Genomic DNA, 20,481 nt, shown 5'->3' with positions numbered 1-20,481 from the left:
CCGGCGCCTACTGTGCGGTAGCGTCCCGAAGGTGACCGACACCTCCGACACCCGTCTCGCCGATTTCGAGCAGCACCGGCGGATGGTCTTCGGCATCGCCTACCGGATGCTCGGCAGCGTCGCCGACGCCGAGGACCTGGTCCAGGACACCTGGCTGCGCTGGAGCGGGGTCACCGGGCCGGTCGCCAGCCCCGGCGGCTTCCTGGCCCGTACGGTCACCAACCTCGCCCTCAACCGGCTGGACTCGGCCGCCGTCCGCCGCGAGTCCTACGTCGGCCCGTGGCTGCCCGAGCCGCTGGTCACCGAGCCGGACGCGACCGACGGCGTCGAGCGCGCCGAGACCGTCTCGCTCGCCCTGCTGGTGATGCTGGAGAGCCTGTCCCCGCTGGAACGGGCGGTGTTCGTCCTCAAGGAGGCCTTCGGCTTCTCCTACCTGGAGATCGCCGAAGCCCTGGACCGCACCGAGACGGCCTGCCGCCAGGTCGGCAGCCGGGCCCGGGCACACGTCCGCGCCCGCCGGCCCCGCTACGACGCCCCGCCCGAGCTGCGCCGCCGCGCCACCGACGAGTTCCTGGCGGCCTGCGTCGGCGGCGACCTCAACCGGATGCTCGAACTGCTCGCCCCCGACGTCACCACCTGGAGCGACGGCGGCGGCGTGATCCGCGCCGCGCTGCGGCCGGTCACCGGCGCCGAGAACGTGGCCCGCTTCACCCTCGGCGTGCTCCGGCAGCTGGGCGAGGGCGCTGTCGCCCGCCCGGTCCTGGTCAACGGCGAACCCGGCCTGCTGATCACCGTGGACGGCGCGGTCGACTCCGTCTCCGTGCTCGACTTCGTCGAGGGACCGGACGGCACGCTCCTGATCTCCGCGATCCGCGCCGTCCGCAACCCGCAGAAGCTCACCCACCTCGCCGACCTTGACCTCGCCCCCGCCCCCGACGCCGGTGCCGCCTCCGCCTCCGACCCCGGTGGCGCCCCCGCCTCCGACCCCGGCGGCCTCGAGCGGGCTTGACCCTCGACCAGGTCGAGCCCACACAGTCACGGCATGGAGAGCGAGCTGCACAGCATCGGCGAGCTGGCCCGCGCCAGCGGCCTCGGCGTCGGCACCCTGCGCTACTACGACGGCGCCGAGGTGCTCACCCCCGCCTGGGTCGACCCGCACACCGGCTACCGCTGGTACCGCCCCGGCCAGCTCGCCGACGCCCGGCTGCTGGCCCGGTTGCGCCGGGTCGGCCTGCCGCTGGCCGGCATCCGCGCCGTGCTCGGCGCCGCGCCCGGCAGCGGCGAGGCCGGCCGGGTGCTCGACGCGCACCTGCGGCGCCTGGAGGACGGCCTCGCCGACGCCCGCCGCGAGCTCTCCCTGATCCACGCGATGATCGACCAGAGGGAGCAACCGATGACCGCCGACCCCGCCGACCCCGCCGACCGCCGCCTCGCTGCCCCGAGCCTTACCGTCCCGAGCCTCACCATCCCGGCCGACGGCCTGGCCGCCGCCCTGGACGCGGTCCGCTTCGCGGTCTGCGGCGACCCCGAGCTGCCCGCCCTCGCCGGGGTGCTGTTCGAGCCGGACGGCCCGGTGCTGCGCCTGGTCGCCACCGACCGCTACCGGATGGCCTTCGCCGAGGTGCCCGCCTCCGGAGACCTGCCCGAGCAGCCGGTAGTCGGCACGATCGTCCCGACCCCGCTGGTGGACGCGCTGCGCGCCCTGCTCGGCCCGGGGACCGACGAGGTCACCCTTACCCTCGGCGGCGGCCTGGTCCGCGCCGAGGCGGGCGGGCACCGGATCGAGGGCGCCGCCCTGGACTTCGACTACCCCGACCACCGAGTCCTGACCAGGCTCGAACCGGAGCACCGGATCACCCTCCCGGCCGCCGAACTGCGCGCCGCCGTCGAGAGCGGCGCCACCCGCACCCTGCCCTCCGGCCCGCACGGCGCCGACTGCGAGGTCACCGTCCTCACCCTGACCGGGGACGGCCGGCTGGCCGTCGCCGCCGACCCGGCCCCCGAGGAGGTCCGACTGGCCGTCAACCGGGACTTCCTCCTCGACGCCCTCGACGCCGGTCGGCCCGAACAGCTCCTGCTCGAACTCGGCGGCCCCATCGCCCCGCTGGCCATCCGCACCCCCGGCCGGGCGGGCACCTTCTCCGTCCTGATGCCCATCCGCCTCCCGTAGGTCGTCCTCGAGCCCCTGCCTGCGGGGGCTCTGGGAGGATCGCCGGATGAGCCAGCACACCGGTCGTCCTGTGTCCGAGGTCCACGTCCCCGCCCCCGGCGGAGGCGGGTTGTGGGCGGAGCGCGGCGGCGCCGGCAGCCCGGTGGTGCTGCTGCACGGCTCCGGCATGGATTCCCGGCTGTGGGACGCCGTCCTCCCGGAGCTCTCCAGCCACCACGACGTGATCCGTTACGACGCCCGGGGCCTGGGCCGGTCCACCGAGCCGGAGCAGCCGTTCGACGACGTCGAGGACCTGCGTGCCGTGCTGGACCACTTCGACCTGGCGAGCGCCGCGCTGGTCGGCCTCAGCATGGGCGGGGAGACCGCGCTGGACTTCGCCCTCGCCCATCCGGACCGGGTGACCGCGCTCGGCCTGGTCGGCGCCTCGGTCAGCGGCCACGACTGGCTGCCCTCCCCGGAGACCACCGCCTACGCCGAGGCCCGCCGACGGGGCGACGCGGCGGCCCTGGCCGAGCTGGAGCTGTCCGTCTGGGCCGCCCTGGGCCGGACGGCGCCCGGCGGCGAGCTGATCGCGGCGATGGTCGAGGAGAACGCGGCTCGCCGCATCGTCAGCGAGCGCCACCTCACCGGCACGCCCGGGCGGCCCGCCGAACCCCGCCTCGGTGAGGTCGCCGTCCCCACCCTGGTCGTCCACGGCGACCGGGACCACCCCGAGATCGCGGCGATCGCCCGGCGGCTCGCCGCCGACATCCCCGGCGCCCGGGGCCACCTCGTCCCGGACGCCGACCACTACCTCCCGCTGCGGACCCCCGAACGGCTCACCGAGCTGCTGCTCGCCCACCTGGCCTGACCGGCCCCGCCCGCGAGTGCGGGCGGACCCGACCGGAGCGCCACGTCGTCCATCCGGACGTCGCTGCGCAGTCGGTCCGGCTCGGTGTCGCAGGCTTCTCAGGGCTGTGCCGCGCGTTCGAATTCCTGGCGCAGGACGGGGAGCCCCGGCACCGGTCGAACGTCACCCGTCGAAGTTGGACCAGAAGATCCCGACGCCCGCGCCGCTCTCGTCCTGACCGACCAGGATGCTGTTCGAGGTGAAGCAACTGGTGGGGAAGACCAGGGAGTTCGCGCCGCAGTCCGGGTCGACGACGACGTCGAGCACGGGGGTCCGGGAGCCGCTCTCCTGCTGCGCCCGGAACTCGGCCACGGCATGGGCCTGGGGGTTGTCGGCCTGCGCGAAGCCGGCGGTCCGGCCGAGGGCCCCGCCGATGGCCAGGTTGCCCGGGGTGCTGGAGTAGATCGCCGACGCGCCGTCACTCAGCATGTTGACGTCGTCCGACGCCTCCTCCCAGCTCGCACCCGCCAGCGCCTGCGGGGTGGTACCGCCGGCGACCAGCGCGACTGCGGAGACGGTGGCTCCCTGCTCGTCGTCCCACTCGTACGCCAGGTACACCTCGTGCAGCCCGTCGGCGAGGACGGGGAACGTGTAGAACTCGGCACCGTCGAGCCCGCACACGGCGATCCCCCCGCGGCTCAACAGCCGCCCTGCCAGCGTGAACTCGCCCGGGTACCCGCCATGGTTCGCCTTCAGAACTGTCTCGATTGCTTCGATCATCTGCATGCTGGGGAGTGTGCCACTGCGCTCCGACAGGCCCCCCACGTCCGCCGATACCCTCGCCTCGAGCGCAGCTGCCCGACGGCACCGACCGCATCGAGTACGCCCTGCGCCCGGGTGGCTGAGCGCCGTGGAGGGCCAGAGTTCGCGCTGCTTGGCCCACGGGTGGGCACATCTTTGCTCCCGCTAGCACCCTGCTTGCATTTGCAAGCAGGGTGCTGCAGGCTGTCCGCATGGCCTCACTCAACGTCGGCTCGCTCGGCGAGTACATCCGGGAGCAGCGCCGCAACGCGCAGTACTCGCTGCGGCAGCTGGCGGAGGCCGCCGGCGTGTCCAACCCGTACCTCAGCCAGATCGAGCGCGGGCTGCGCAAGCCGAGCGCGGAGATCCTGCAGCAGATCGCCAAGGCGCTGCGGATCTCGGCGGAGACGCTGTACGTCCAGGCCGGGATCCTGGAGGAGCGGCGGGGCGAGGGCCTGGAACTTCGGGCCTCGATCCTGGCCGATCCGCTGATCAACGAGCAGCAGAAGCAGGCGCTGCTCGCGGTCTACGACGCCTTCCTCAAGGAGAACGCCGCTCCGGCCCCCGGTGCGACGACCGACGACTCAGCCACCCAGAACCCTCACCGGGAGGACCGGTAACCATGCCGATCACGGACGAGATCAAGAAGACCCTCAGCGACCCGACCCCGCTGTACGCCCTGGCCGGCGCCGGGGACCTCGCGTACGAGAAGCTGCGCGAGGTGCCGGGCAAGGTCGAGGCGCTGGCAGCGGACCGCAAGGGCACGCAGGAGAAGGCCACCGCCAGGCTCCAGGAGGCGCAGTCGCTGCTGGTCGGGGCGCCGGCCAAGGTCGGCGAGGCCGTCACCGCCCTGCCCACCGACCTCAAGGTCCTGCAGGAGCGGGCCCAGGGCTTCGCGCTGCAGCAGGTGGGCCGTGCGGTCGAGCTGGCGGTGAAGGCCAAGGAGGCGTACGACGAGCTGGCCGAGCGCGGCAAGGTCGTGGTGGAGAAGGCCCGCCCGAGCGCGCCGGCCGGGACCGCCGAGCTGGCCGAGCAGCCGGTCGACGTCGAGCCGGTCGAGGCCGAGCCGGTGGAGGACGGTGCCGCCGAGCCGGCGCCGAAGAAGTCCGCCCGTGCTCGGAAGGCGGCCTCCGCCGACGCGGAGTAGCAACGCGGAGTGAGGCCCTTCCTGGAGGGCACATCCGGTGACCACGGAACGTTGGCACCGGTGCGGACGGTCGCCGTGCCAGGATGGGCGGCGGTCGAAACGCCGGGAGTCGAGAGACAGAGGAGATCGCGATGGTCGGAGTGCTCCAGATTCTGGCCTTTTCCTACCTGAACCCGATCTGGTGGGCGACGATCGCCATCCTGGCCTACAAGTTGTTCGCCCTGGTCGACGCGGCCACCCGCAGGGAGGACGCCTACCGGGCGGCGGACAAGAAGACCAAGGGGTTCTGGATCGCGATCCTCGCGATCTCCTTCGGCTGGGATTTCCTGTTCGGGGTGAACTTCTTCACCGGCATTGGCACCCTGGCCGGTCTGGTCGCCTCGATCGTCTACGTGGTGGACGTCCGCCCCGCGATCCGGGCACTGACCGGAGGCGGCGGCCGAAGCAACACCGGCCCGTACGGGCCCTGGTAGGCGCGACAGCGGACAACGCGACGGCCCGGGCGGGGAGTTCACCCCGCCCGGGCCGCCGCACATCCGCACACCCACACATCCGCTCGGCCGCCAACCCGCTCGGCTGTCAGCCTGCCCGGCTGTCAGCCTGCCCGGCTGTCAGCCGAGGATCAGCTGCACCGGGTTGCGCTCCAGCAGCAGTACCGCGACGTCGTCGGTCAGCGCGCCGCCGTTCAGCTCCTCGACCTCGGCGATGGCGCTGTCGACGAGCCGCCCCCGGGTCAGCCCGGCGGCCTGGTGGTCGCCGATCAGGTCGGCGAGCCCGTCCTGGCCCAGGCGGCGCGACCCGGCCCCGACCCGGCCCTCGATCAGGCCGTCGGTGTAGAGCAACAGCCGCCAGCCGGCCCGGAGTTCGACCTCGTGGGCGGGCCAGGCGGCCTCCCCGTCGTGGCACGGCAGCAGGCCGAGCGCGGGCCCGGCGAGGTCGGCGGGCAGGCTGACCGGCTCGTGGTCGCGGCCGAGGAGCAGCGGGGCCGGGTGCCCGGCGAGGTAGAGCCGGGCCTTCTCGCCGGTGCCGAGCGAGTCGAGGTCGCTGTCGGTGCCACCCGGGCCGATGACGAGCATGCAGAGCGTCGCGAAGATCTCGTCGCTGCGCCGCTCGTGCTCCAGCACGTGCTGGAGGGTGGTGAGCAGGGCCTCGCCGGTGAGGCCCGCGAAGACCAGGGTGCGCCACGCTATCCGGAGCGCGACGCCGAGCGCAGCCTCGTCCGGGCCGTGGCCGCAGACGTCGCCGATCACGACGTGGACGGTGCCGTCGTCGGTGCGCACGGCGTCGTAGAAGTCGCCGCCGAGCAGGGCACGGCGGCGGCCGGGGCGGTAGCGGCGGGTGAAGGAGAGCCCGGCGCCGTCCAGCAGCGGGGTGGGCAGCAGGTGGCGCTGGAGGCGGGCGTTCTCCTGGCCGCGCAGCTCGGCCTCGACGAGACGGCGCTGGGACTCGTCGGCGCGCTTGCGTTCGACGGCGTAGCGCAGGGCGCGGGCCAGCAGTGGGCCGTCCGTCTCGTGCTTGATCAGGAAGTCCTGGGCGCCGGCGGCGACGGCGGCCGCGCCGAGTTCGGCCCCGGCGGCGTCGGTGAGCACCACGACGGGGATGTGCGGGGCCCTGCGGAGCAGTTCGTGCAGGCCCTCCAGCCCGTCGGAGGAGTCGGACGGGTGTGCGAGGTCGGCGGGCGCGGCGAGGTCGAGCAGCACGCAGCCGAACTCGGGGCCGCGGGAGCGTCCGCGCCGGGCGGAGTGCGCGGGGGAGGCCAGCAGTGCGATGGCCTGGTCGAGGCCGCGGGCCCACTGGATCGCGATGGAGGTGCCGCTGTCGGCCACCGCCGCCTTGATCAGCTGGGCGTCCGAGGCGTCGTCCTCGATGACCAGCAGTCGGAGCGGCGCGGCGCCGGCGGCGTTGTCCGGTCCTGGGCCCGGTCCTGGGCCTGGTCCTGCACCCGGCGACACCTCGGCGACGTGGGAGGGGTGGGCGGCGTGCGCCGCCCGGGCCGCCTGTGAGCGGGGGTGGGGTATCGGGGAAGTCGCCGTTGCCGGGCCGGTCGTGGCCAGGCGGTTGCGGGCATGGCCGACGGGGGCGCCGTGGGCGCCCGGCAGGTCCGCGGCACCCGGTGCCCGCCCGTCTCCCGTTGCGGGCATCGGTGGTTCCTCCCTTTCCCCGACTGCGTAACGGTCGACGTCCGTCCGCAGTGCCCGCCTGGCACCGTGCGTCGGGGAACTTCTCGCGACCATAACGTGATCTCCGGGGATTTCTTTGGCCGACCGGCGCCGTTGTGGTTATTGCCACGCCGGTGGGGGTGTGGTGATCGGACTCGGATGACGGCTGGGATGCCCGGCGCGGCGGTTGCCGTGCGGGGCGGAGAAGGGGGCAAACGGTGGTGGCACGTATCACCCTGGTCGAGGGTGACATCACGGAACAGCAGGTGGACGCGGTGGTGAACGCCGCGAACTCGTCCCTCCTGGGCGGCGGCGGAGTCGACGGTGCGATCCACCGCAAGGGCGGACCGCAGGTCCTTGAGGAGTGCCGTCGGCTGCGCGCCTCGCACTGGGGCAAGGGGCTGCCCACCGGGCGCGCGGTGGCGACGACGGCCGGACGGCTGCCGGCCCGGTGGGTGGTGCACACCGTCGGGCCGGTGTATCGGGCGGAGGAGTACGAGGAGCGGGCGGAGCTGCTGGCCTCCTGCTATCGCGAGTCGCTGCGCGTCGCGGCGGAGCTGGGCGCGCGCACGGTGGCCTTCCCGGCCGTGTCGGCCGGGATCTACGGCTGGCCGCCGGCGGACGCGGCCCGGATCGCGCTGGGCACCGTCGCCGAGGTGCTGGACGGCGGTGACCCGGAGGCGGGCGCGGAGCTGGCGGAGGTGCGGTTCGTGCTGTTCGGGTCGGAGATGTACGGGGTGTTCGAACGGGCCCGACAGGCGCTGCTCGGGCGGGACGACTGACGACACAACGGCTGACGGCGGGGCTGGGCGTGGTGCGCACCGAGCGGCGTGTGGTGTCGCCGCTCGGTCGCGTCCATCGTCGCGTGACGGGGCGTCAACACGCCAGAGATATTCGATAACTCGTTCGAGTGAATGCGTCGGGTCGCTCACCAGCTCCCGCCCGAACCGCCCGTCCCGCCCGTCCCGCCCGTCCCGCTCGTGCCGCCGGTACCGCCCGCACGGCGGCTCGGGGCGGGCGGCTAGGGCCGTTCCCGCCGGCTACGGCGCGAGCGCCGACCAGGGCACCGTGACCTCGCCCTGCCGCCACCGCCCGCGCGCGTCCACCAGCGGCCAGCTGCCCGCCAGCGCCGTGCAGGCCGCGACCCAGCGCTGCCGCGCCCCGAACGCCCCGTACGGCGCGGCCGCCGCCCAAGCCCGGTCGAAGTCGGCCAGGAAGGCGTGCACCGGCCGCCCCGGCACGTTGTGGTGGATCAGCGCCTTCGGCAGCCGTTCGGCGAGGTCGGAGGGCTGTTCCAGGCCGCCCAGCCGGGCCGCGAAGGTCACCGTCCGGGGCCCCTCCGGGCCGAGCGCGACCCAGACGTGCCGTCGCCCGATCTCGTCGCAGGTGCCCTCGACCAGCAGTCCGTCCGGGGCGAGCCGCGCGCACAGCCGCTCCCAGACCCCGGCCACCGCCGCCTCGTCGTACTGCCGCAGCACGTTGGCCGCCCGGATCAGCCGGGCCGGCGCGCCGCCGTCCAGCGGTACTTCGAAGCCGCCGCGCCGGAAGGTGAGCCGTGGCGGATCGGCGTACGGCAGCGCGGCCGCGACCCGCTCCGGTTCGATCTCGATCCCGACCACGCGGACGTCCGGCCGCACCGCGCGCAGCCGCGCGGCGAGCTCGACGGCCGTCCACGGCGCGGCGCCGTAGCCGAGGTCCACCGCCACCGGGGGGAGCTCGGCGGCGCGCAGCGCGCGGCCGAGGGTGTGGGCGATCCAGCGGTCCATCCGGCGCAGCCGGTTGGTGTTGGTGGTGCCCCGGGTGACGGTCCCCACCGGGCGTCCGGTCCGCCCACGGGAGGGCGCGGCGGTCGCGGGGTCGAAGGAGGCAGCCATGCCCAGAAGGGTAGTCGGGGCGCCGGCGGCACCGTGCTGACCTGGGACGATGCCGGCCCGCCCGACCCGTGCGCCGGACAGGCGAGGCCCGTGCGCCGAGCCGGCGATGTTCGTGGGCCGGGCCGGGAATGCCGAACGCCGCCCGCGTGGTTGGCACACTGGCGGTGATGTGTGCCAACCACGGGCAGCGCACACCGGACAACGGGCGGCCCGGCGCGGACCGCCTAGACGGGCCGCACAGAGGAGGCTTCAGCCAGGTGATCCAGCACCCCGCCCGGTCGGTACGCCGTGCCCAGTCGGCCGTGCCCGCGCGAGGCCGGCTCCAGTCGCTCGTCCCGGGCCGCCGCCGCCCGCGCCGGATAGCGATGCTGAGCGTCCACACCTCGCCGTTGCACCAGCCCGGCACCGGGGACGCCGGCGGGATGAACGTCTACATCGTCGAGCTGGCGAAGCGCCTGGCCGACCTCAACATCGAGGTCGAGGTGTTCACCCGGGCGATCTGTTCGGACGACGCCCCGACGGTCGAGCTGGCCCCGGGGGTGCTGGTCCGCCACGTCACCGCTGGCCCGTACGAGGGCCTGGTCAAGGAGGACCTGCCGGCCCAGCTGTGTGCCTTCACCCACGGGGTGCTGCGGACGGAGGCGGGCCACCGCCCCGGCCACTACGACCTGGTGCACTCGCACTACTGGCTCTCCGGGCAGGTCGGCTGGCTGGCCGCGCAGCGCTGGGGGGTGCCGCTGGTGCACACCATGCACACGATGGCGAAGGTCAAGAACGCCGCGCTGGCCGAGGGCGACACGCCCGAGCCCGCGGCCCGGGTGATCGGCGAGACCCAGGTGGTGGAGGCGGCCGACCGGCTGATCGCCAACACCACCGAGGAGGCCGCCGAGCTGGCTCTGCACTACGCCGCCCGGCCGGACCAGCTGGCCGTCGTCCACCCCGGGGTCAACCTGGACGTCTTCCGCCCCGACGGAGCGCGGGCAACGGCCGCCGCCCGGGCCCGCCTGGGCCTGCCGCAGGACGCCGCCGTGCTGCTCTTCGCCGGCCGGATCCAGCCGCTCAAGGCCCCGGACGTGCTGCTGCGGGCGGTCGCCGCGCTGCTGGCCCGCCGCCCCGAGCTGCGCGAGCGCCTGGTGGTGCCGATCGTCGGCGGCCCGTCCGGCACCGGGCTGGCCCGGCCGGAGAGCCTGCACAAGCTCGCCGCCCAGCTCGGCATCTCCGACGTGGTGCGCTTCCACCCGCCGGTCGGCCAGGAGCGGCTCGCCGAGTGGTACCGCGCGGCGACGGCCCTGGTGATGCCCTCGTACAGCGAGTCCTTCGGCCTGGTCGCGCTGGAGGCGCAGGCCTGCGGCACCCCGGTCGTGGCGGCCGCGGTCGGCGGCTTGCCGGTAGCGGTGCGGGACGGCGAGACCGGCAGCCTGGTGCGCGGCCACGACCCGCTGGACTGGTCGCACGCGCTGGAGCCGTACGTCACCGACCCGGCGCTGGTGGCCCGGCGCGGTGCGGCGGCGGCCCGGCACGCGGCCGCTTTCGGCTGGGACACCGCCGCGGCGACCACCGCCGAGGTGTACGCCGGCAGCCTGGCCCGCCCGGCCGGTCGGCTGGCCGCCGCCCGGCGCCGGCTGACCTGAGGCCGCGTACGGCGGGCCTGAGGTCGCGTGCCGACTGACCTGAGGGCCGCGTACGGCGGGCCTGAGGCCGCGTACCGAGCGACCTGAGGCTGCGCCGGGCCGGTACCGCCGAGTAACGTCGCCTCCATGGCAATCCGCACCAAGGACGAGGCCCTGACCCTCCTGCGCACCGCCCTGGACGACGCCGGGGTGGCCTGGGAGCCGGCCGCCACCGACCCGTACACGCTGGTGGCGACCCTCCCGGGCACCCGGAAGCTGAGCACCCCCTGCGCCCTGCGGGTCGGCGACCACACCCTCTCGGTGAACGCCTTCGTGATCCGCCGCCCCGACGAGAACCACGAGGCCGTCTACCGCCGCCTGCTGGAGCGCAACACCAAGCTGTACGGCGTGGCGTACGCGATCGACGCGCTCGGCGACGTCTACCTGGCCGGCCGGCTGCCGCTGGAGGCGCTCACCCCGGCGGTCGTGGACCGGCTGCTCGGGACGGTGCTGGAGAACGCGGACGAGCCGTTCAACACCCTGCTGGAGCTGGGCTTCGCCTCGGCGATCCGGCGCGAGTGGGAGTGGCGGACCAAGCGCGGGGAGTCCACCCGCAACCTGGCCGCCTTCGCCCATCTGGCCGCCCCGGCCAAGGCCCCGGACGAGGCCGCAGCCCCGGACGACGCTCCGGCCGCCGGCTGACGGCTGACGGCTGACGGCTGACGGCGACCGGCCCGCCGACTGACGGCGGACCGGTCGCGGACGCTCAGGCGCCCGCCGGAGCCTTCTCGGGCTCCGCCGTGGGCGCCGACACCACGACGGTCCCGGCGGGTCCGGTGCCCTTCGCGGCGCCGGTCCGCTTGCCCAGCAGCGCGTACCCGACCGCGGCGACCGTGCCGCAGATTCCGCACGCGCCCCACAGCGTCCCGCTGCCGGCCCGCTCCAGGAGCACGCCGCCGACGGCGGGGCCGACGAACGAGGCGAGCGACCAGGAGAGTGAGTAGACGCCCTGGTAGCGCCCGCGGGCATGAGTCGGCGACAGCTCGGCGACCAGGCCCATCAGGGTCGGCGTGTAGAGGATCTCCCCGACCGTCCAAACCGCCACGGTGAGGGCGTAGAGCCAGGCGGACGACCCGGCCAGGGCCGTCAGCCCGAATCCCCAGCCGATGAACAGCGCGGCCGCGACCAGCATGGCCGACCGGCTGCGGTTCTCGACCCACCGGGTGAGCGGGATCTGCAGCACCACGATCAGCAGCCCGTTCAGGCCGATGACCAGGCCGTACTCGGTGGAGGTGATCCCCCACCGGCCCATGTCCACGGCGAGGGTGGTCGACCCCTGCTGGAGCACCAGGGCGAGCAGCAGGGTGAGCCCGACCACGGCCATGAAGCGGCGGTCGCGGAACACCGTGCCGAGGCCGACCGCGGGCCCGTCGGCCTTCGCCGCCGGTTCGTCGGGCTTCGTCTCCGGGATCCTGACGAAGATCACCACGGCGCAGAGCACCGTGGACAGCGCGTCCAGCAGGAAGAGCGTGAGGTAGCCGTGGGTGGCGATCAGGCCGGCGACCGCCGAGGAGAGGCCGAAGCCGAGGTTGATCGCCCAGAAGTTCAGCGAGTAGGCGCGGACCCGGTCGGCGGCCGGGACGATGTCCGCGATGATCGCCGAGATGGCCGGCCGGGTGGCGTTGTTGCAGAAGCCCACCAGGAAGGCGACCACCGCGATCGCCACCCGGCCGTCCGTGAAGCCGAGTACTGCGGTGAACAGCGCGGTGCCGAGCTGGGCGGCGAGCAGGGTCGGGCGGCGCCCGATCCGGTCGGTGAGCACCCCGGCGACGATCGCGGAGGCCGCCGAGCCGAGGCCGAACAGGGAGGCGACCAGGCCCGCGTAGGAGGCCGAGTACCCCCGGCTGCTGGTGAGGTAGAGCGCCAGGAAGGTGACCACGAAGGCGCCGAGCCGGTTGACCAGCGTCGAGACCCAGAGCCACCAGAACTGGCGTGGCAGGCCGCCCGCCGTCTCGCTCACCATTCTTCGGAACCGGGCGGCGTCGAGCATGTGGGGGCTCCCGAGGGCAGGCGTCCGCTGAGCGGCGCGGGCAGGCCCCGAATCAGCCGACGCATGTAAGTGGCAGATATGCGCGGCACACGTTACACAGCGGTCGAAGGTCCACACCAGGGGTTTTCGGGCCCTCCACTAAGCTGGGGCCCATGGCTGACACGACGTACCGACTCATCCTGCTCCGCCACGGCGAGAGCCAGTGGAACCAGAAGAACCTGTTCACCGGTTGGGTCGACGTCGACCTCAACGAGAAGGGCGAGAAGGAGGCCGCTCGCGGTGGCGAGCTCCTGGCCGCCGAGGGCCTGCTCCCCGATGTGGTGCACACCTCACTCCTGCGTCGCGCCATCCGTACCTCGCAGATCGCCCTGGACAAGGCCGACCGCCACTGGATCCCGGTCAACCGCAGCTGGCGCCTGAACGAGCGCCACTACGGCGCGCTGCAGGGCAAGGACAAGGCCCAGACCCTGGCCGAGTTCGGCGACGAGCAGTTCCAGCTGTGGCGCCGCTCGTACGACACCCCGCCGCCGGTGCTGGCCGACGACTCCGAGTACTCGCAGGCCGGTGACGCCCGCTACGCCGAGATCCCGAGCGAGCTGCGTCCGCGCACCGAGTGCCTGAAGGACGTCGTCGACCGGATGCTCCCGTACTGGTACGACGCCATCGTCCCGGACCTCGCCTCCGGCCGGACCGTCCTGGTCACCGCCCACGGCAACAGCCTGCGCGCGCTGGTCAAGCACCTCGACGGCATCTCCGACGAGGCCATCGCCGGCCTGAACATCCCCACCGGCATCCCGCTGGTGTACGAGCTGGACGCCGACTTCAAGCCCGTCGCCAAGGGCGGCCGCTACCTCGACCCGGACGCCGCCGCCGCGGCCATCGAGGCGGTCAAGAACCAGGGCAAGAAGTAAGCCACTTGCCGAAACGGCCCCCCACCTGCGCGTTTGGCGCTGGTGAGGGGCCGTCATCGTTCCCGGGCCGTCTGTGGGCCGTCAGCCTTCGTGATCTTGGGGTGCGAAGACCCCTTCGATCGCCTTCTTGGCCCGGTCTCGGCTGTCCCGCATCAGGTGGGCATAGATCCGCAGCGCCAGAGCCGGGTCAGTGTGGCCCAGGTACTCGCTGACGGCCTTGATGCTCTCCCCGGCGTCCAGCAGCACCGACGCGAAGAAGTGCCGGAGCGCGTGCATGCCGTGCTCCCTGGCGGACGCGTAGGACTCGCCCCTGGCCCGGGGCGGGATCACCCCGGCAGCGGCCAGCGCGGGCTTCCAGTAGTCCTCGTTGAGCATGCCGCGCCAGACGATCCAGCCGGACGTGGAGGTGAAGATCAGTCGCTTCGTGACCGGTGGTCCGTCCACCTTCATCCAGGGCAGCGTGATCTCGACCGGCGGGAACCGCTCCATGTGGGCCTTGAGCGCGTCGGCCACCGGTCGGGGGAGCGGCACGCTGCGGAGCTTCCCGGCCTTCGGGGGCGCGAACACCGGCTTGCTCCGGCTCAGCTTGAGCTGCTGGGTGACGTGCATCGTGCCGGCGTCGAAGTCCAGCGCGTCCACGGCCAGGCCCAGGATCTCGCCCTGCCGTAGCCCGCAGCCGGCGCCCACGTCCACCGTGGCCCGGTACCTCTCGGTCATGGCGTCCCGGACGGCGAAGACCCGCTCCGGCTCCCAGGGGACGACCCGCCGGGCGCCGATGACGGGCGGACGTACGGTCTGCGCGGAGCACGGGTTCCGGAGCAGGATGCCGTCGTCCACGGCGGCGCTCAACACGGCCCGCACGTTGGAGAAGATGACCCGTGCGTACGACCCCGACATGCCGCAGGTCTCCAGCTCGGCCACGAACTCTCGGATGTGGCTGGGCTGGAACGAGCTGAGCGGCCGGGCCCCGATCCGCGGGAAGGCGTGCCGCCGCAGCTGCGACTGCATCGACGCCTGCGTGTTGGGGTCGCTGGTCTGGCTCCTCAACCAGTGCTCGGCGAACTCCTGGAACGTGGTCTTCGCCGTCGTCGGGTCGAGGTACTGCCCGCGCGACATGTCGGCCTCGATCCGGGCCAGCCACTCCTCCGCCTGCCGCTTCTGGCGGTCGGGGAAGCTCTTGCTCTTCTCGGTGCCGTCCGGGGCGACGTACCGGGCCCGGTAGCGCTTGCCGGTGCCGTAGCGGTCGGTGCGGACGCGCCGCGGCTTGCCGTCGGGGCCGGGCTCGGTCTTGTACCAGCGGTCTTGGATGTGTCCGGCCATGGGGCCGCTCCTTGAAGTGGTGGTGGCAGAGGGGTGCGGGGTGAGCCGGTAGGGCGGTAGGTAGGGGGCCGGTAGGGCGAGAGGCAGGGCTGCTCTGACCTGCGGTTCCTACCGCCCTACCGCCGTCCGAGAGGGGGTGCTGAGTGGGGTTGGGGGAGGAGCGCCGGTTGGCCTCCGGGACGGCCTCGCCGGGCGGTGCTGTCGACGGTCTTGGGGAGGGTGTTCGGGGCCACGGCGGGGCGGTCGTACTGGCGGCCGTGGGGGTGGGCTTCGAGCACTCCAGTACGGGCGCGGGAAGACCCTCCGGGTGGGCCCCTCCCCGGGTGCCAGACAGCCCCCGGGGAGGACCCGCGCTCGGTTGTGGGTCAGGCGGCCTGCCGGGTCTGGTCGGTGACCCATTGGGCGACGGCGTCGGGGTGGTAGCGGAGGTGCCGGCCGACGCGGAAGGCGGGCGGGCCGGTGCGCTTGCGGCGCCACTGGTAGACGGTCTCCAGCGGGACGCCGAACATCGCGGCGATGTCCTCGGGGGTGAGGAAGCGGGTGGGCAGGGCGACCACGGTGGGCCCGGTGTCGGCCGGGGTACGGCGGTTGGCCAAGGTGTTCTCCTGGGGGGTCGGGTTGGCTGCGGTGGGTGATGGCGTCAGGGGTGTCAGGGCGGGTGTCAGGGCCGTCAGATCTGCCGTTGGGCGGGGTGTCAGGCCCGTCAGGGCGGGTGCCTGGCGGGGGTGTCAGGGCCGTCAGAGGGGGTGTCAGGCGGAGGTTTCTCGCGCGCGCGTGCGCGTTGGTCTAGGGATTTGGGTGTCAGCGGTGTCAGACGGTTTCTGACACCCGGGGCCTGACGGTCAGGATCCGGCCCTCTTGTGACGGAGGGTGATCTCCCACCCACCTCCCACCCGGCCGGAGAACGTCCCCCCGGTCCCCTGAGCGGGCGGGCGAGGGCCTTTCCCGGGTGGGGGGTGGGTGGGGGGAGATTGCAAGCAGTCACGGGGCCGGTCGCGGGTCCGTCGTCGGGACCTAGCGAGCAGGCGCGGGGTGCCGGGCCGGGTAGCGGCCGGTGTGCGGGGTTCGGCTGGCCGGGGCGCTAGACGCTGGGTGGCTGGTCACGACGGGTGGTGGACGCTAGCGGGGGTGCTAGGTCTAGCGGGCGGTGCCGCTAGCGGCGTGGCCGTCCGGAGGGCGGCCGGGGCTTGGTGGGGAGCGGGCCCGGGGCGTCGTGGCGGCCGGTAGGGCGTCCGCCCGGGTGGTCCGTCGGGCGGCTCGGGTGGCGGTCGGGCGGGTCATGTCGGTGGTCTCCGTTCAGGTCCAGGGGCGGTCCGGAAAGGCCGGAAAGGCTGTAAAGGGGGCTGAGCTGGGGTTTTGTGTGGCGGAAAGCCGTCCGGAATGGTCCGGAAAGGGTCCGGGAGGTTCGGGGCAGAGGGATCGTGGACCCCTTCGCGGACCATTCCGGACCACTTTCCGCCAGGCGTTTGTGCTGGTCAGATGGCCTTCCGGCCTTTTCGGCCTTTCCGGACCATCGCTCAGTCGGGCGGGGCGTAGAGGTAGACGGTCTGGTGGCGTCCGCCGGTGGAGAGCTGGGCGGCGGCGAAGCCGGGCAGTTGGCACAGGCGGGCGGTGACGTCGGCGCGCTGGGCGGCGTTGAGTCGCTTCAGGAGCACCTGCACCTGGCTCTGCGTCATACCGGAAGGTCCGGCGGTCTTCACGGCCTGGAGGAGCTTGTCCAGGTGCGGGTCTCCGGTGCTGGCGGCGGTGGTGGGGCCGAGGATGTGGGCGGCGCTGGCGCGGGCGTACCGGACCAAGGCCCACGCGGCCCGCAGGTGGGCTTCGCCAATGCGGTCCTTGTGGTCCAGCAGGGCGTAGACCATGGCGGCGCGCTTGGCGTACGGGGCGGCGCGGGCGGTGAACTCCGCGATCGGACCTTCGTCGCCTTCGTCCCCGCACAGCGCCGGGTAGACCTCCTCCCGCCAGAGCTGGGCGGCCTGCTCGGTGAGGCGGACCTCTCCGACCCGCCGGGCGTCGGTGAGGACGGTCTTCCACGCGGTGGCGAGGTTGTCGATCAGCCCGTCGGGGGCGCCTTGGCCGTCCGGGTCGAGCAGGTTGCGGTGGACGAAGACCGGTAGGAAGCGGTTGTAGGTGCCGCCGGCCATCTCAGCGTCCTGCATCTTCGCCCGCAGCTCACGTGGGGAGATGTGGCCGATGACGGCGATGTGCGGGGCGGTGGCGTGCAGCGCGTCCCGGTTCATCACGCCCAGGTCTTCGCCGTTCCAGGCCTGCCGCAGGATGCCGCTCAGGGAGGAGCCTTCCCGACGGCCCCGGGCCATGGTGACGCCGTACTCCGACTCGACCACCCACAGCCGCTTGTCGGTGACGCCGGGGTCCTTGTCGCCGTCGCCGTCGCGGACCATCTCGATCAGGCCCTCGCCGGAGGACAGGCCGGAGCGGGTGTTGCAGGCGATGAAGTCCGGCACAGCCGCCTTGAACAGCCGCTTGGCGGTGTTCGTGGCGGCGCCCTTCCTTCCCGCGGCCGTGGCGCCGACCGTCAGCGCCCAGATGAGGGCGGGGTGGCGGTCGTTGCCGATCCACATGAACGGGCCCGGGCCGATCGCGGCCCCGCCGGCCGAGAGCAGGTTCACCAGCACGCCGACCGGGTCGGCCTCGGTGGTCGGGTCGAGGTCGCGGACGGTGTCGCCGACCCAGCCGCAGAACACCTCCGGGTCCGGCACCGGGCCCGGCCGCGAGGGGCGGTCGATCCCGGTCGCCGGGTCGTACATCGGATTCTGCTGGCCCTGTGGTCGGCCGTCGGGGGTGGTGGCGAGGTGGAGTTCGACGGGCATCAGGCGCTCTCCGCAAGCTGGGGGGCAGTGGTGTCGGGGAGGTCGGCCTGGCGGCCGTCGGGAAGGCGGTGGCGGTGCCAGCCGGGCTGTCCGGGGATGGCCACCGGCGGCCACCCGGCCGAGGCGCTCACGGGGCGGCGGGCGGCCTCGGCGGCGCGGGTGCGGCACTCGGCCAGCTCCAGGGCGGTCGGGTGGTTGGACCAGGCCCGCACGGTGCGGACCAGCTCTTTCCAGGAGGCTTCGTCCTCGGCCACCCACTCGGCGCGGACCTGTTCGCCGATCATCAGCTCGTTGCGGAGGCTGGCGTGGATGAACTCCGGTGCGGTTTCGCCCTGCTGGCGCCAGGCTTCGGCGGCGGTGATCAGGGCGGCCTCACGGCGCGGGTCGGCCGGCGGGAGGGCGGCGAAGGCGGGGGAGCCGTAGTCGGGGATGCCGACGGGCTGTCCCCACCGGTCGAGCACCACGGCCGGACTGACCCGCCGGAGCACGCTCACGAAGCGGTCGGCGGCCCACCGGGCGGTCGAGCGGTGCGCGTCCCGGACCGGTTCGGGGAGAGCGATCGGGTCGGGCAGCACCGCCGCTTCAACCCCGTCCGGGTCCGTTTCAGCGGGGGCGTCCGGCGTTTCAGCGGCACAGTCGGTGGGGGTGTTCACCGGGTGCTCACCGGTGCTCACGGTGCCGTGTTCACCGCTCACGGACGGGCCCGCTTCAGGTCCGCCGGTGGCCGTTTCAAGGGCACGGGCCGGACCTTCAACCGCACCGGTGAACGCTTCAGCGGCGGGGTGAACGGGGCGGTGAACGCCCGACTGAACGGCGCTCACGGCCGGGCCGGTTTCAGCTCGGCGGGCGGCCGTTTCAGCGGCGGCGGCCGGGGTTTCAGCTCCGGGTGGTGGTGGCTCGGGGGCGCGGGAGTCGGCCCCGTCATTGCTGGCCACAGCTGCTCCTGCAAGGGTCGGGAGTCGGGCTGGAGTCGGGGTGCTCACCGGTGAACGGCCGGGATGTTCACCGGTGAGCGAGTCGGATGACGGTCGGCCTGTGACGCCTGGTCAGTGGGCGACCGATGCATGGGGGTAAAGGCGGGGAACGCTTCCCGTGAGCGCGGGAACGGTCGGCGGGTAACGCCGGGAACGGTCCCGTGAGCGGCGGTGAACGGTCGGGTGTTCACCGCTTCGCGCGCCCCTGAAAGTCGGCCGACCGGGGTTGAAACGGAGGCCGCCGACCGGCCGGGTGAGCGGGCGGTGAGCGCCCGTGAGCGTCGGTGAGCGCTCACCCGGGGAGGCGTCAGGCGGCGACGAGCCGGAGGGCGTTCACCGCCGGCGCGGCGGGCGGCCGCGGGGCGGTGATGCCGAACGTGCGGGTGACGGCCTCGGCGACGAGCCTGGTGTAGGCGTGGAACGACCGGCGCGGGTGCGACAGCGCGGCGCGGGCCAACTCGGAGTACTCCTCGATCTGGGACGCGTCGGAGTCCACGATCGCGAACCGCAGGGCCTCGGCCAGCGCGTCGGAGTGCTGGAGGTCCGAGGCGGTGAGCATCATCGCCGGGTGGAAGGCCAGCAGGCCCACCATGTCGAAGAATCGCAGCGACAGCGTCACCTGCACCGACAGGCGCGGCTCGATCTCACCCGGGTCCGCCTCGCCGAACAGCGAGACGTTCTCCTCCACCGCGTTGACGGTCAGGGACGGCTGAGTGGTGAGCGAAGCGTGCATGATGGAACTCCCTTCACCGGGGCACGAAGCGGCGTACTGACTTGGCGGTTGGGGCGCCGCTTCGCTGCGTTTGGGCAGGTCAGAGAAGTGCTAAGCCGATCCCCAGTGGTGCTTAGGGGGGCTTTCGCCTTCTTGCGATACCCAAGGTAGGCAGGCGCCATCTGTGCGTCAAGCCCCTCTAGCGGTAGGCTTGCTTCGCCCCCCTAAGCGGTGAAGGGATCACGATGCACGAGGAGCTTGAACGGGTAGCCAACGTGGCCGTCCCGATCGAACGGGCCAAGGCGGCGATTGCCCTGATGGCGGACTATCAGAACCGGGTGGTGGAGCTGTCCCGTGTCCGTCGGGAGGCCATCGAAGAGGCGTCGGCGACGGGTATGTCGCAGACCGAGATCGCTGCCCTGCTCGGCGTAAGCCGCGGGCGTGTCGGTCAGCTCGCGTCGGCCGGCCCCGCGCCGGAGCGGGCCTTCTTCGGCCTGGGGCCGATGACTGTGGCGGTCGGCGGCAAGTACGAGGCGGGGAAGTCCCTGGACGAGAACCCAAGCCAGGTTGTGACCAGGGAAGACCTGAACAACTACGAGCACCTGCGGAAGCTCTTCACGGGCCTGAAGCTCGACTCCGAGTACGAGGTCATCCCGCCGTCCGGCATCGTGAACCTCAACCGGGAGCACCTGGTCGTCATCTGCGGTCCGCGGCTGTCCCCGATCGTGGCCCAGGTGCTCGAAGGCGACGACAACCTGCGGTTCCGCAAGGATGAGGCCTGGCACTTGGTCGACCTGCGCACCGAGACCGAGTACCGCTCCCCGCTCGACGTGGACGGTACGGCCGGGGACGTCGGCTACCTCGCCCGGCTTCCCCGCCTCGACGGCAAGGGCACCTTCCTCTACATCGCGGGCATCCATGCGATCGGCGCGAACGGCGTCGTGCACTATCTGGAGAACCATCTCGGTGAGCTCTACCGCGAGGTTCGGGCGAAGCGTTTCTCCACGCTCATCTCTTGCCGTTACGACCCGGAGACTCTGGAAGTTCTGGAGAGCAGCAGGGTCACTCCGATCTACCGACACGAGGGCTGACA

Annotated in this window: 20 protein-coding genes; 11 read left to right on the top strand and 9 right to left on the bottom strand. The window is 73.2% G+C overall.

Going from position 1 to position 20,481, the window contains the following annotated elements; translation table 11 throughout:
- Nucleotides 1-31: 31 nt before the first annotated feature.
- From ACZ52R_RS00655 to ACZ52R_RS00645, 3 genes are read left to right on the top strand one after another with little or no spacing between them, the layout of a single operon-like run.
- Complete coding sequence (locus ACZ52R_RS00655; protein WP_465664012.1) at nt 32-1,009, top strand: RNA polymerase sigma-70 factor; 978 nt, start codon at nt 32-34, stop codon at nt 1,007-1,009.
- Nucleotides 1,010-1,042: 33 nt separating this feature from the next.
- Nucleotides 1,043-2,170 carry a DNA polymerase III subunit beta family protein gene (locus tag ACZ52R_RS00650; protein WP_465625313.1) on the top strand — a complete coding sequence of 376 codons (1,128 nt, stop codon included), beginning with the start codon at nt 1,043-1,045 and terminating at the stop codon, nt 2,168-2,170.
- Nucleotides 2,171-2,216: 46 nt separating this feature from the next.
- Nucleotides 2,217-3,020 (top strand): alpha/beta fold hydrolase, encoded by an 804-nt coding sequence (locus tag ACZ52R_RS00645; RefSeq protein ID WP_465625315.1) that lies wholly within the window; start codon nt 2,217-2,219, stop codon nt 3,018-3,020.
- A 162-nt stretch (nt 3,021-3,182) separates the two neighbouring features.
- Here the strand turns inward: ACZ52R_RS00645 and ACZ52R_RS00640 are convergent, their stop codons facing one another.
- Entirely contained in the window at nt 3,183-3,785 is a 603-nt protein-coding gene (locus ACZ52R_RS00640; protein ID WP_465625317.1) for a hypothetical protein, read from the bottom strand.
- 227 nt (nt 3,786-4,012) lie between these two features.
- On the opposite strand from ACZ52R_RS00640, the gene ACZ52R_RS00635 reads away from it, so the two are divergent.
- The 3 genes from ACZ52R_RS00635 to ACZ52R_RS00625 all read left to right on the top strand — a co-directional run bounded on the left by ACZ52R_RS00635 (nt 4,013) and on the right by ACZ52R_RS00625 (nt 5,420).
- Nucleotides 4,013-4,420, top strand: coding sequence for a helix-turn-helix domain-containing protein (locus ACZ52R_RS00635; RefSeq protein WP_465625319.1), 408 nt, complete (start codon nt 4,013-4,015; stop codon nt 4,418-4,420).
- A gap of 2 nt (nt 4,421-4,422) precedes the next feature.
- Entirely contained in the window at nt 4,423-4,947 is a 525-nt protein-coding gene (locus ACZ52R_RS00630; protein WP_465625321.1) for a hypothetical protein, read from the top strand.
- A 131-nt stretch (nt 4,948-5,078) separates the two neighbouring features.
- On the top strand, nt 5,079-5,420 hold the full coding sequence (locus tag ACZ52R_RS00625; RefSeq protein WP_360495912.1) for a DUF2516 family protein: 342 nt from the start codon (nt 5,079-5,081) through the stop codon (nt 5,418-5,420).
- Nucleotides 5,421-5,558: 138 nt separating this feature from the next.
- Here the strand turns inward: ACZ52R_RS00625 and ACZ52R_RS00620 are convergent, their stop codons facing one another.
- Nucleotides 5,559-7,088 carry a PP2C family protein-serine/threonine phosphatase gene (locus tag ACZ52R_RS00620; RefSeq protein WP_465625323.1) on the bottom strand — a complete coding sequence of 510 codons (1,530 nt, stop codon included), beginning with the start codon at nt 7,086-7,088 and terminating at the stop codon, nt 5,559-5,561.
- Between the two features lie 239 nt (nt 7,089-7,327).
- On the opposite strand from ACZ52R_RS00620, the gene ACZ52R_RS00615 reads away from it, so the two are divergent.
- Nucleotides 7,328-7,888, top strand: coding sequence for an O-acetyl-ADP-ribose deacetylase (locus ACZ52R_RS00615; RefSeq protein WP_465664061.1), 561 nt, complete (start codon nt 7,328-7,330; stop codon nt 7,886-7,888).
- Nucleotides 7,889-8,146: 258 nt separating this feature from the next.
- On the opposite strand, the gene ACZ52R_RS00610 is transcribed toward ACZ52R_RS00615, so the two are convergent.
- The gene (locus tag ACZ52R_RS00610; RefSeq protein WP_465625325.1) at nt 8,147-8,980 is read right to left on the bottom strand and encodes a methyltransferase domain-containing protein; all 834 of its coding nucleotides are present in this window, start codon (nt 8,978-8,980) and stop codon (nt 8,147-8,149) included.
- 257 nt (nt 8,981-9,237) lie between these two features.
- On the opposite strand from ACZ52R_RS00610, the gene mshA reads away from it, so the two are divergent.
- Nucleotides 9,238-10,611 (top strand): D-inositol-3-phosphate glycosyltransferase, encoded by a 1,374-nt coding sequence (mshA, locus tag ACZ52R_RS00605; protein WP_465625327.1) that lies wholly within the window; start codon nt 9,238-9,240, stop codon nt 10,609-10,611.
- A gap of 126 nt (nt 10,612-10,737) precedes the next feature.
- The gene (locus ACZ52R_RS00600; protein WP_465752341.1) at nt 10,738-11,292 is read left to right on the top strand and encodes a type III secretion system chaperone family protein; all 555 of its coding nucleotides are present in this window, start codon (nt 10,738-10,740) and stop codon (nt 11,290-11,292) included.
- 64 nt (nt 11,293-11,356) lie between these two features.
- Here ACZ52R_RS00600 and ACZ52R_RS00595 read toward each other — a convergent pair whose 3' ends face one another.
- Entirely contained in the window at nt 11,357-12,640 is a 1,284-nt protein-coding gene (locus ACZ52R_RS00595; protein ID WP_360495896.1) for an MDR family MFS transporter, read from the bottom strand.
- Between the two features lie 152 nt (nt 12,641-12,792).
- On the opposite strand from ACZ52R_RS00595, the gene ACZ52R_RS00590 reads away from it, so the two are divergent.
- Entirely contained in the window at nt 12,793-13,551 is a 759-nt protein-coding gene (locus ACZ52R_RS00590) for a phosphoglyceromutase (protein WP_360495893.1), read from the top strand.
- Nucleotides 13,552-13,632: 81 nt separating this feature from the next.
- On the opposite strand, the gene ACZ52R_RS00585 is transcribed toward ACZ52R_RS00590, so the two are convergent.
- The 5 genes from ACZ52R_RS00585 to ACZ52R_RS00565 all read right to left on the bottom strand — a co-directional run bounded on the left by ACZ52R_RS00585 (nt 13,633) and on the right by ACZ52R_RS00565 (nt 19,409).
- Entirely contained in the window at nt 13,633-14,871 is a 1,239-nt protein-coding gene (locus ACZ52R_RS00585; RefSeq protein ID WP_465752339.1) for a tyrosine-type recombinase/integrase, read from the bottom strand.
- Nucleotides 14,872-15,236: 365 nt separating this feature from the next.
- Nucleotides 15,237-15,467: a helix-turn-helix domain-containing protein gene (locus ACZ52R_RS00580; protein WP_465752337.1), complete on the bottom strand. Its 231-nt coding sequence runs from the start codon at nt 15,465-15,467 to the stop codon at nt 15,237-15,239.
- A gap of 921 nt (nt 15,468-16,388) precedes the next feature.
- Complete coding sequence (locus ACZ52R_RS00575; protein ID WP_465752335.1) at nt 16,389-17,702, bottom strand: DUF3987 domain-containing protein; 1,314 nt, start codon at nt 17,700-17,702, stop codon at nt 16,389-16,391.
- Entirely contained in the window at nt 17,702-18,376 is a 675-nt protein-coding gene (locus ACZ52R_RS00570) for a hypothetical protein (protein WP_465752333.1), read from the bottom strand. The genes ACZ52R_RS00575 and ACZ52R_RS00570 overlap by 1 nt, the downstream gene beginning before the upstream one ends.
- Before the next feature lie 607 nt (nt 18,377-18,983).
- Nucleotides 18,984-19,409 (bottom strand): hypothetical protein, encoded by a 426-nt coding sequence (locus ACZ52R_RS00565; RefSeq protein ID WP_465752331.1) that lies wholly within the window; start codon nt 19,407-19,409, stop codon nt 18,984-18,986.
- Nucleotides 19,410-19,633: 224 nt separating this feature from the next.
- On the opposite strand from ACZ52R_RS00565, the gene ACZ52R_RS00560 reads away from it, so the two are divergent.
- A complete protein-coding gene (locus tag ACZ52R_RS00560) occupies nt 19,634-20,479 on the top strand; it encodes a sigma-70 family RNA polymerase sigma factor (protein WP_465752329.1) in 846 nt (281 codons plus the stop codon).
- Nucleotides 20,480-20,481: the final 2 nt, after the last annotated feature.

This window comes from Kitasatospora sp. NPDC034023, assembly GCF_055575795.1.
The sequence above is the reverse complement of the archived record's forward strand: the minus strand, read 5'-3'. Positions and strand labels throughout refer to the sequence as shown.

Excerpts from the sequence above, each read along its gene's own strand:
- ACZ52R_RS00650 (WP_465625313.1), top strand. The coding sequence starts at position 1,043 with ATGGAGAGCGAGCTGCACAGCATCGGCGAGCTGGCCCGCGCCAGCGGC.
- ACZ52R_RS00645 (WP_465625315.1), top strand. The coding sequence starts at position 2,217 with ATGAGCCAGCACACCGGTCGTCCTGTGTCCGAGGTCCACGTCCCCGCC.
- ACZ52R_RS00640 (WP_465625317.1), bottom strand. The coding sequence starts at position 3,785 with ATGCAGATGATCGAAGCAATCGAGACAGTTCTGAAGGCGAACCATGGC.
- ACZ52R_RS00635 (WP_465625319.1), top strand. The coding sequence starts at position 4,013 with ATGGCCTCACTCAACGTCGGCTCGCTCGGCGAGTACATCCGGGAGCAG.
- ACZ52R_RS00630 (WP_465625321.1), top strand. The coding sequence starts at position 4,423 with ATGCCGATCACGGACGAGATCAAGAAGACCCTCAGCGACCCGACCCCG.
- ACZ52R_RS00625 (WP_360495912.1), top strand. The coding sequence starts at position 5,079 with ATGGTCGGAGTGCTCCAGATTCTGGCCTTTTCCTACCTGAACCCGATC.
- ACZ52R_RS00620 (WP_465625323.1), bottom strand. The coding sequence starts at position 7,088 with ATGCCCGCAACGGGAGACGGGCGGGCACCGGGTGCCGCGGACCTGCCG.
- ACZ52R_RS00610 (WP_465625325.1), bottom strand. The coding sequence starts at position 8,980 with ATGGCTGCCTCCTTCGACCCCGCGACCGCCGCGCCCTCCCGTGGGCGG.
- ACZ52R_RS00600 (WP_465752341.1), top strand. The coding sequence starts at position 10,738 with ATGGCAATCCGCACCAAGGACGAGGCCCTGACCCTCCTGCGCACCGCC.
- ACZ52R_RS00595 (WP_360495896.1), bottom strand. The coding sequence starts at position 12,640 with ATGCTCGACGCCGCCCGGTTCCGAAGAATGGTGAGCGAGACGGCGGGC.
- ACZ52R_RS00590 (WP_360495893.1), top strand. The coding sequence starts at position 12,793 with ATGGCTGACACGACGTACCGACTCATCCTGCTCCGCCACGGCGAGAGC.
- ACZ52R_RS00585 (WP_465752339.1), bottom strand. The coding sequence starts at position 14,871 with ATGGCCGGACACATCCAAGACCGCTGGTACAAGACCGAGCCCGGCCCC.
- ACZ52R_RS00575 (WP_465752335.1), bottom strand. The coding sequence starts at position 17,702 with ATGCCCGTCGAACTCCACCTCGCCACCACCCCCGACGGCCGACCACAG.
- ACZ52R_RS00565 (WP_465752331.1), bottom strand. The coding sequence starts at position 19,409 with ATGCACGCTTCGCTCACCACTCAGCCGTCCCTGACCGTCAACGCGGTG.
- ACZ52R_RS00560 (WP_465752329.1), top strand. The coding sequence starts at position 19,634 with ATGCACGAGGAGCTTGAACGGGTAGCCAACGTGGCCGTCCCGATCGAA.